Origin of the sequence: Azonexus sp., assembly GCF_036170495.1 — a bacterium.
GTDB lineage: Bacteria > Pseudomonadota > Gammaproteobacteria > Burkholderiales > Rhodocyclaceae > Azonexus.
Genome location: NZ_JAVHPH010000430.1, coordinates 1 through 8,931, shown reverse-complemented (window position 1 = coordinate 8,931; position 8,931 = coordinate 1). Strand labels below are relative to the sequence as shown.

Sequence of the window (8,931 nt, the reverse complement as noted above, 5' to 3'; positions counted from 1 at the left end):
GCGACCACCTCGGCCTCAACTACATCACCACGGTCGACGAACTGGCCGTGGTCAAGCGCGTCATCGTCGAAAACGTCGCACCGACCGGCACCGCCGTACTCAATGCGGCCGATCCGGTGGTCGCCGCAATGGCCCATCACTGCCACGGCGAGGTCATCTTTTTCGCCCGCGACCGGATGAATCCGATGCTCGCCACGCACCGCGCCCAGGGCAAGCGGGTTGTCCATGTCGAGCGCGACACCATCGTCTGCAGCGAAGGCCGCAAGAAACAGCGCATCCCGCTGGCCAACATCCCGCTGACCCGCAACGGCACCATCGGTTTCCAGGTTGACAACGCCATGGCCGCCATCGCCACCGGCTGGGCGCTCGGCTACGCGTGGCCGGTGATCGAAAAGGCCTTGGCCAATTTCGTCAGCGATGCTGCGACGGCCCCCGGCCGCTTCAACGTCTTCGACTACAAGGGCGCCACGCTGATCGCCGACTACGGCCACAACCCGGACGCCATCCTGGCGCTGGTCGGCGCCATCGACAACATGCCGGCGGTGCGCCGCTCGGTGGTGATCAGCGGCGCCGGCGACCGCCGCGACGACGACATCCGCCAGCAAACCGAAATCCTCGGCGATGCCTTCGACGACGTCATTCTTTATCAGGACGCCTGCCAGCGCGGCCGTCAAGACGGGGAAGTCATCGCCCTGCTCCGCCAAGGTCTGGCCAACGCCCGCCGGACCAAACAGATCGACGCCATCACCGGCGAGTTCATCGCCATCGACAGCGCACTGGCCCGCCTGCAACCGGGCGACCTCTGCCTGATCCTGATCGATCAGGTCGAAGAGGCGCTAGCGCATATTGCCAAACGGATTGGCGAGGCGCCCTGAGTCATATCGCTCCCGACAAGGCCCGGCACAGTCCGGGCCTTTTTTTGGGGATTCGGAATGCGCAAGTGAAAAATTGGCGCCCCATGCTGGTGGTTCGATTCGGCCAATGAGCGAGCGATCAGGCTCCTCACTCCAAAGCCGTCATTTCCGCTCCGCCGGTTCCTCTATGGTGCAGGAGCCTGTAACATACCGATCAACTAAAGTCAGGGTATCAATACGATGACGGAAAAAGAGAACTTTTCAAGAAAACTCGAAGAATTCGTCACGGAACTCAAAGGTTACGTCAGTACAAATGACGGCCAATGGACGATCAAAGGATTTGTTGATGTTTTTGAGAATGTTTACACGATCTCATCCGATACAAAGATTGTGTCAAAGATTCTTGAAATTCACCTTTTCCCACAGATTCTCGCGTTTGCACAAGCCAACGAATACAAAGTCGTTCTTGCTACGCATCAGAACTACTACCCTGATATATCGTTTGTAAAAGCTAGTGATGAGTCCATAAGATTCGCCGTCGACTTCAAGACCACATACAGAAACCCAAAGAAGCCACACCTATGCAATGGATTTACGCTTGGCTCACATGGTGCATATTTTGAGAACAGAACAAGCACCAAGAATATTCAGTTCCCTTACGGTTCATATTCTGGCCATTTCTGCCTCGGCATTATCTATGACAGAACGCTCGGAGCAACCATTGATGAAACAAAAGCCCACAAGATTGAAGAGCTGCATTCCATAGCATCCGTCGCAAGTAATTTCCACTTCTTTATTACAGAAAAATGGAAAATTGCAAGCGACAAAGGTGGAAGCGGAAATACAGCCAACATCGGCAGCATCAACAACATTGACGACATAGTCAACGGCAGGGGCATGTTCTCAAAGCTTGGCGAGCATTGGTTTGACGAATACTGGATGAATTATAAGAAAATAACGGTCCACGACGAAAACGGTGGCACCAAGAAGATTTCTAATCTTCGAGAATTCGTTGCGTACAAGCATGGCAACGTTTCTTTGGTCGTAGATAAAAGGAATGGCGAAGAATGATTCCGAAAGTTGGCGTCCCGCCGATCAAGTCGCAAGGCATAAAAACAAAACTGGTGCCATGGATACACAGCATAGTTCCAAAAGATTTCAATGGCACATGGATTGAACCATTCATGGGCACAGGAGCGGTGGCTTTTAATATTGCACCACGGCGAGCCATTTTGTGCGACACAAACCCCTATCTTGTGAATTTCTACGCCAGCATAGCGTCTGGTGCAATAACGCCAGAGGTGGTTAAGGAATTTCTTACCCGCGAAGGGGAGGTGCTCTTATCCAAGGGCGAAGATCACTATTACTTTGTAAGAGATCGATTTAATTCAGAGCACTCACCACTTGATTTTTTGTTTATAAATCGTTCTGGCTTCAATGGCATGATTCGATTCAATCGAAAAGGGGGTTTCAATATCCCATTTTGCCGAAAACCTCAGCGATTTTCGCAGGCATACATAACAAAGATTACAAACCAAGTCAGTTGGGTGAGCAAAATCATCAAAACGAAAGAGTTCACCTTTAAGTGTCAAGATTTCAACACGACCATTGAGGAAGCATCCTCTGCCGATGTTATCTACTGCGACCCACCATACATTGATAGGCACGTTGATTACTACAACGGGTGGGGAGATTCTCACGAACGGGAGCTTTTTAATAAGTTATCCAGTTTCGGAGGCAGATTTATTCTGTCAACATGGCATCACAATGATTATCGCGAAAACGAGTACATGAAGAAACTTTGGTCAGAGTATTGCGTTCTTACACGAGAGCACTTTTATCACGTCGGTGGCAAAGAAAAAAATAGGAATCCAGTCATTGAAGCGCTGGTCACAAACTTCAATGCAATTTCTACAGAGCGTAAAGAAAGTCAAACGCAGTACACTTTGCTTGAACCAGCAGCCCAATATGGCACGGCTGCGTAATCCGGCAATTCGCACGGACGCTGCGCGATAGTGACGTGCCGCGCAGCGCCGTTAACTTTGGCTTTGAACGGCCGCTTTAGCGCCCCTCTATTCACCAAAAGTACTTAACCGACCAATAGCCGGATTTCATTTTTACCGCTTTTTTCGGGTTGACCGTGACAACTCAACTGTCGATTCGCAGGCCTGATTTCTTGAGGATTTTCGTCGAGTAGAGAATGTCGCTGGCCCGGCAGGCGGCGCCGAGCAGGGTGCGGATTTCAGCGGCTTTGGCTGAACATTCGTCGCGCGAGGCGCCGTGCACCATGGCGAACAGGTTGTAGGGCCAGGCTGGCAGGGCGCGTGGGCGGCGGTAGCAGTGGGTGACAAAATCGAGGGCACCGATGCGCTCGCCGAGTTGGTCGACCAGTTCGTCGGCGACATCCCAGACGGTCATGCCGTTGGCCGTCCAGCCGATGGCGTAGTGATTGGGGACGGCGCCGATGCGGCGGATGATCCCAGTTTCGAGCATGGCCTTCAGGCGGCGCATGACTTCGTCGGCCGACAAACCGAGTTGCTCTGCGATGGCGTGATAGGGACGCGGCACGAGCGGCAGGCCGCCTTGGCTGGCGACGATCAGGGCGCGATCAATGTCATCGATCACAAGCGCGCCTCGAGCTTCATTTCGACGAAGAATTCGCGTTCCTTGGGGAAGGCGTAGACCGGCAGGCCGGTGTCGCGCTCAATGCGGGCGATGGCTTCGGCGATGCCGTCCTTCGTTTCGGTGGCGAGCACGAACCACATGTTGAGCGCGTGTTCGCGGCGGTAGTTGTGGGCGACCGCGGGCAATTCGTTGACCAGCGCCGTCACCACGTCGTAACGCTCCTCGGGGACGGCCAGGGCGGCCAGCACGAAGGCGCCGCCCATTTCTTCGATCTGGAACATCGGGCCGAAGCGGGTCAGCACCTTGTCGGCGAGCAGTTGCTGCAGGCGTTGCAGCAACTCCTCCTCGCTGATGCCCAGTTGCTCGGCGGCCTCGGCATAGGGGTGTTCGCAGATCGGGAAATCGCCTTGCAGTTTTGCCAGAATTTTCCGGTCGACCGTGGAGAGTTCACGCATAGCGGGCGCCGTTCTGCTTGAAGCGGGTCAGCGAGAACAGCACCTCGTGGGCGGCCGTTTTAAGGCCGTGGCGCTGGCGCAGGTCGGCGATGATGGACTCGACTTCGCCGCGCTCGCGGCCGTGGATCATGCAGAACAGGTTGTACGGCCAGTCGGGCAGGCGACGCGGCCGGCGGTAGCACAGCGTGACGGCCGGCTCTTCGGCCAGGGCGCGACCGATGTCGCCGACCTGCTCGTCGGGTATGTCATGAACCAGCATGGCGTTGGCCCGGTAGCCGAGTTCGTGGTGGCGGACAACGACGCCGAAACGCTTGATGGCGCCCTCTTCAAGCCAGCGGCGGATGCGGCCGATGACTTCCGGCTCGGAGGCGCCGATGCGCTCGGCGATCAGGGCGAAGGGCCGGATAAACAGCGGCAGGCCTTCCTGCAGCACGTAAACGAGACGGCGCTCGGCTTCGTCGATGAGCGCAGCCGGGTGCACCGGCAGGGCAGTGGCGACGCTTTTTTTCTTGTCGCCGTTCAGGCAGAAGCCGAGATCGATGTGAAATTCTTCTTCGAGCGGCAGGGCGAGCAGCGAATAGCCAGCGGCCTTTTCGATGGCGCCGAGGCTGGCCTGCAGGCGACCCTCCGTGGCGGCGGTGACGACGAACCACAGGTTGTAGCGATGCTCGCGTTCGTAGTTGTGATTGACCTCGGGGAAGCGGTTGACCACGGCGGCCACGGCTTCGAGCTTTTCCGGCGGGACGGCCATGGCGGCGAGGGTCGAGGCGCCGATGCGTTTCGGGGCGAAGACGGCGCCAACGCGGGAAATCTTGCCTTCGCGGCGGAGGTTTTCGAGGTGGCCGAGGACGACCTTTTCGCCGACTCCGAGGCGCGAGGCAAGCTCGGCAAAGGGGGCCGGACAGAGCGGAAAGTCGCGCTGAAAGTCGTTGAGCAACTGAAAGTCGAGGCTGCTGCTGTTCATGGCCAAAGCGTCCATCAGAAACCGGTGCGCACGGCGCGCGCGGTGAAAAATATGCCGGATGGGCTTTCGGCCGGAATTTCGCCCAGTTTGGCAAAATTCTCCGTGTTGTAAATCAAAACCTTGTTGTCATCGCGCGCCGAGAGCCAGACGTTTTCGCCGCGCGGCGCAAACTCCATGTGCAGGATGGCCTTGCCCGGCTCCATCCGGTGCACCACTTGGCCGGCCAGGGTGTCGATGACATCGACCTTGGCGTTGTCCGGAAAGGCGAAATTGACCCAGATCTGCCGGCCGTCGGGGCGTGCCATGACGAAGACCGGCTGGCCGCGTACCGGGATGCGGCCGACTTCCTGCCACGTCGCAACATCGACGACCAGCACTTCATGGCGACCGATCGCCGGCAGGTAGGCCTTGCCTTGCGCCACCGACCAGCCGCGCAGGTGCGGCATCTTGAAAACGGGCAGCTTCTCCTGGCCGCGGCCGTAATTTTCAAGAATCTTGCGGGCGCCCTTTTCCGGCTGCCAAAGGTCGAGCAGGGCAACGCCGTCCTCGCCGAACAGGCCGGCCAGGTAATGCCGGCCATCCGGCGTGACGAGGCCGTCGTAGGGCTGCTTGCCGGCCGGGAATTTTTGCGTCGTCGGCTGGCGCGGATGGCTGAAGTCGGTAACGCCGATTTCGCCGCCGTCGAACAGCGCGTAGGCGAACTTGTTGCCCGCCGTGTCAGCCAGGCCGACGACCTTGGAGAACTGGCCGGGGGCGAACTCGGCCGGCACTTCGGAGAGCAGTTCGAGCGTCTCGCTGTCGAAGGCCTTGATGCCGCCCGGCGTGTAGTTCTGGGCGACGACGATGCGGCCGTCCTGCGAGATCGAGCCGCCGATGGCGTTGCCGGACTGGATGATGCGTTTGACGATTTTCGCTTCGAGCAGGTCGATCTTGGTCAGCCCGCCGTCGCGGCCGAAGATGAAGGCGTAGCGGCCGTCGCGCGAATAAACGGCAGAGGCGTGGGAAAGGTCGCCGAGGCCGCCGATGCGGGCATATGGCTGGCGGGCCGTGGTGTTGACCAGCGTGACGTGGCCGCTGGCCCGTTCGATGATCAGCCCGAGATCGCCGGTGCCGCGCAGTTGCGGGCCGGCGCAGGCGTTGAGGAGCAGGGCAAAACAGACGATCAGCAGCAGGCGCATGGCGTTCTCACTCGGGGAATTCGGTCATCAGTTTGTCGACTATCCAGGCCGCTTCGGCTTCGGACAGGAAGGCTTTCCACGGCGGCATCGGCGTTCCCGGGCGGCCGTAGTAAATCGTCGCGGCCAGCCCCTCGGCCGGCTTGGCGCGCAGGGTTTCCGGCAGCAAGGCCGGACCGAGCCCGCCTTTCAACGTCATGCCGTGGCACGAGCCGCAATCCTGGCGCACGAGGTGTACCAGTTCTTTCTGGCGGGCGACGTCCGGCTCGGCGGCCAATCCTACGGTCGACAGGAAAAAAAGGCCAAAAATCAAATTGCCCGGCGAATTATTCAGCGACAAGAACGACACCTTCCATTTCGGGATGCGGCCCACAATGATAGGGATAGCGCCCCGGCATATCGAACGGGCGCTGCCAGCTTTCGTCGGGAAATAAGCGCTCCGACTCCCGCCCGCCTTCGGCCGGAAAGACGATCGAATGACTGGTGCGCTTCTCACGATTGACCCATCGCACGCTGTCACCGACCTTGACGCGCACCTCGGCCGGCCGGTATTGGTAGCCTTCGATGCGCACCTCGACGACATCGCCGGCCAGTGCCGAAAAAGCAAAGAGCGCCAGCATAAGCGGCGCCCTTTTCAGGCACGACCATCCGGAATGCAAGGAGAGTCCGGATGGCATGCTTGGCTTACTGCTTGACCGCCTTCACGTCGCCATCGGCCCCCAGACCGATCGTGTGGCCGAAGGAAACGTGATGGAAACGCCCGGCGGCATGGTCGGCATGGATGGCGATGCCGAAAGGCACGGCCTTGCCCGGCGCCAGCACGGCATTGCCGGTCAGCTTGCGGGTAAAGGTCACGGTGTAGGTATCGCCAGCCTTGGCGCCTTCTGCCGACGCACCGGCCTTGCCGCCGTCCATGTGGCGCTTGTCGGCGACGTAACCGTCGACCGACTTGCCGCTGCTCGACCATTGCACAAGGTCCAACGCGCCGGCGGTCACGTACTTGGACTTATCCTTGCTCCCCGGCATGCCCTTGGCATCCTGGTGACAAGCAGCCCAGCAGCCGGCCTGTTCGGCCAGCGGCACCTTGTCGTTCGGGAACATGATGGTGGCCTTGAGCTCGTTATCCTTGTCGGAGTGGTCAAAACCGCCGGCTGGAGCCTTGAAACTCAGGCGCACGTAAAGGTTGGCCGCATCGTAGGCTGCCTGCACGGTGACCGGATAGGTCGCCGTCTTCGGTCCGCCCTTGGGTTCCATTTCCTTGCTGACCAGACGCTTGGTGTCGAGGCTCAGCTTGCCATCCTCGATATGGCAGCCGGCACAGGCCTCGCCCTTTTTCAGGCCGCTGGCACCACTGTGCTCGCCCTTGCCCTGAACCCATTCGATCGGCGCTGCGCCCGGGTGGAAAACGTGGATCGTGCTCTTGGCCGCCTTGCTCCAGTCCGGCGCCGCGATGGCCGACTGCGAACCGAAAGCGACCAAGGCGCCAATGACTGCCAGGGAAACGAAATTCTTTTTCATCGTGCTTCACTCCACCAAATAATTTGCTTGCCACGCAGGCCATGCCGCCCCTGCGCTGGAGACTGCTGTTCCATATGCTACGGGGGCTTGCGCCCCCGTAGCTTTAAGTCACATCAAACAATCAGCGGTCGATCAATAGATGTCGTGCTGGGTGTTGTAGACGTTGAACTTGCCGGTCGGCGTGATCATCTTCGGATCGGTGATCACCTTCTTCAGCGTCAGCGTTGCATCATCATAGACGACGATGGCCGACTGGTCGGTCTTGCCGCCCCACAACGAGATCCAGACTTCCTTGCCGTCAGCGCTGAATTCCGGATGCACGGCACGGCGCGTCGCTTTGGTCACCGGCAGGCCGGAATCCTTCGCTACGTTGATGATCTTGACCGGCTTCGACAAATCGGAAATATTCCAGATGGAAACCGATTCAGCCAGTTCCTTCTCCGGATTCTGCGGCGAATCGGCCCACAGGTGCTTGGAAGTCGGGTGGGTCTTGACGAACAGATTACCCGGCACGTGTTTGACTTCCTGAACCACCTTCCAGTTGAACTCCTTGAACTTGGCGTTCTTCTTTTCATCCGATGGTGTGCTGATCAGGGTCAGAACATCGGCACCAAGGTGCCCCGTCGTCCACACCGGGCCAAACTGCGGATGGGTGAAGTTGGCACCGCGCCCCGGGTGGGGGATCTTGGCGACATTGACCAGAGCCGCCAGCTTGCCGGTCTTGGTATCGACCGCCGCGATCTTGTTCGAGGCGTTGGCCGCCACCAGGAAATAACGCTTGGACGCATCCCAGCCACCATCATGCAGGAACTTGGCGGAACCGATTGTCGTCGTCTTCAGATTTTCAATATCGGAGTAGTCGACCAGCAGAATCTGGCCGGTTTCCTTGATGTTGATAACCCATTCCGGCTTGGTGAAGGACGCCACGATCGAAGCGACGCGGGGTTCCGGATGGTATTCGCCATCGACGGTCATGCCACGGGTCGACACAACCTTGCGCGGTTTCAGCGTGTCGCCATCCATGATCACGTACTGGGGCGGCCAGTAGGAGCCGGCCACGGCGTACTTATCTTCGAAGCCCTTGAACTTCGAGGTATCGACCGAGCGCGCATCAAAGCCAATCTTGACCTCAGCAACCACACCCGGCTTTTCCATCCACAAGTCTATCAACGACAGGCGACCATCGCGACCGATCACGTAGACATAACGGCCGGAAGCCGACAGACGCGAAATATGCACCGCGTAGCCAGTCTTGACGATGCTGCGGATTTCCTTGGTATCGCCATCGATCAGGGCCACCTCACCGGTATCGCGCAGGGTGACCGAGAACATGTTCTTGA

At 58.7% G+C, this 8,931-nt stretch carries 11 protein-coding genes; 3 read left to right on the top strand and 8 right to left on the bottom strand.

Features of this window, described 5'->3' with window-relative positions; translation table 11 throughout:
* The 3 genes from ADADOO_RS15600 to ADADOO_RS15590 all read left to right on the top strand — a co-directional run.
* Nucleotides 1–875 (top strand): glutamate ligase domain-containing protein (locus tag ADADOO_RS15600; protein WP_511278424.1); only part of this gene is annotated, 875 nt, incomplete at its 5' end.
* A 219-nt stretch (nucleotides 876–1,094) separates the two neighbouring features.
* Entirely contained in the window at nucleotides 1,095–1,925 is an 831-nt protein-coding gene (locus tag ADADOO_RS15595) for an EcoRV family type II restriction endonuclease (RefSeq protein ID WP_511278423.1), read from the top strand.
* Entirely contained in the window at nucleotides 1,922–2,839 is a 918-nt protein-coding gene (locus ADADOO_RS15590; RefSeq protein ID WP_511278422.1) for a DNA adenine methylase, read from the top strand. The genes ADADOO_RS15595 and ADADOO_RS15590 overlap by 4 nt, the downstream gene beginning before the upstream one ends.
* A gap of 163 nt (nucleotides 2,840–3,002) precedes the next feature.
* Here the strand turns inward: ADADOO_RS15590 and ahbB (ADADOO_RS15585) are convergent, their stop codons facing one another.
* The 8 genes from ahbB (ADADOO_RS15585) to ADADOO_RS15550 all read right to left on the bottom strand — a co-directional run.
* Complete coding sequence (gene ahbB, locus ADADOO_RS15585) at nucleotides 3,003–3,479, bottom strand: siroheme decarboxylase subunit beta (protein ID WP_511278421.1); 477 nt, start codon at nucleotides 3,477–3,479, stop codon at nucleotides 3,003–3,005.
* Nucleotides 3,476–3,934, bottom strand: a complete 459-nt coding sequence (locus ADADOO_RS15580; RefSeq protein WP_511278420.1) for an AsnC family transcriptional regulator — start codon at nucleotides 3,932–3,934, stop codon at nucleotides 3,476–3,478. Before ADADOO_RS15580 ends, ahbB (ADADOO_RS15585) begins: the two co-directional genes overlap by 4 nt.
* Nucleotides 3,927–4,898 (bottom strand): siroheme decarboxylase subunit beta, encoded by a 972-nt coding sequence (ahbB, locus tag ADADOO_RS15575; protein ID WP_511278419.1) that lies wholly within the window; start codon nucleotides 4,896–4,898, stop codon nucleotides 3,927–3,929. The genes ADADOO_RS15580 and ahbB (ADADOO_RS15575) overlap by 8 nt, the downstream gene beginning before the upstream one ends.
* Nucleotides 4,899–4,912: 14 nt before the next feature.
* Nucleotides 4,913–6,076, bottom strand: coding sequence for a cytochrome D1 domain-containing protein (locus ADADOO_RS15570; RefSeq protein ID WP_511278418.1), 1,164 nt, complete (start codon nucleotides 6,074–6,076; stop codon nucleotides 4,913–4,915).
* A 7-nt stretch (nucleotides 6,077–6,083) separates the two neighbouring features.
* The gene (locus tag ADADOO_RS15565; RefSeq protein WP_511278425.1) at nucleotides 6,084–6,386 is read right to left on the bottom strand and encodes a c-type cytochrome; all 303 of its coding nucleotides are present in this window, start codon (nucleotides 6,384–6,386) and stop codon (nucleotides 6,084–6,086) included.
* 13 nt (nucleotides 6,387–6,399) lie between these two features.
* A complete protein-coding gene (locus ADADOO_RS15560; RefSeq protein WP_511278417.1) occupies nucleotides 6,400–6,693 on the bottom strand; it encodes a plastocyanin/azurin family copper-binding protein in 294 nt (97 codons plus the stop codon).
* A gap of 64 nt (nucleotides 6,694–6,757) precedes the next feature.
* Complete coding sequence (locus tag ADADOO_RS15555; protein ID WP_511278416.1) at nucleotides 6,758–7,591, bottom strand: ethylbenzene dehydrogenase-related protein; 834 nt, start codon at nucleotides 7,589–7,591, stop codon at nucleotides 6,758–6,760.
* 132 nt (nucleotides 7,592–7,723) lie between these two features.
* Nucleotides 7,724–8,931 (bottom strand): cytochrome D1 domain-containing protein (locus ADADOO_RS15550; protein WP_511278415.1); only part of this gene is annotated, 1,208 nt, incomplete at its 5' end.

Excerpts from the sequence above, each read along its gene's own strand:
- ADADOO_RS15595 (WP_511278423.1), top strand. The coding sequence starts at position 1,095 with ATGACGGAAAAAGAGAACTTTTCAAGAAAACTCGAAGAATTCGTCACG.
- ADADOO_RS15590 (WP_511278422.1), top strand. The coding sequence starts at position 1,922 with ATGATTCCGAAAGTTGGCGTCCCGCCGATCAAGTCGCAAGGCATAAAA.
- ADADOO_RS15580 (WP_511278420.1), bottom strand. The coding sequence starts at position 3,934 with ATGCGTGAACTCTCCACGGTCGACCGGAAAATTCTGGCAAAACTGCAA.
- ahbB (WP_511278419.1), bottom strand. The coding sequence starts at position 4,898 with ATGAACAGCAGCAGCCTCGACTTTCAGTTGCTCAACGACTTTCAGCGC.
- ADADOO_RS15570 (WP_511278418.1), bottom strand. The coding sequence starts at position 6,076 with ATGCGCCTGCTGCTGATCGTCTGTTTTGCCCTGCTCCTCAACGCCTGC.
- ADADOO_RS15560 (WP_511278417.1), bottom strand. The coding sequence starts at position 6,693 with ATGCTGGCGCTCTTTGCTTTTTCGGCACTGGCCGGCGATGTCGTCGAG.
- ADADOO_RS15555 (WP_511278416.1), bottom strand. The coding sequence starts at position 7,591 with ATGAAAAAGAATTTCGTTTCCCTGGCAGTCATTGGCGCCTTGGTCGCT.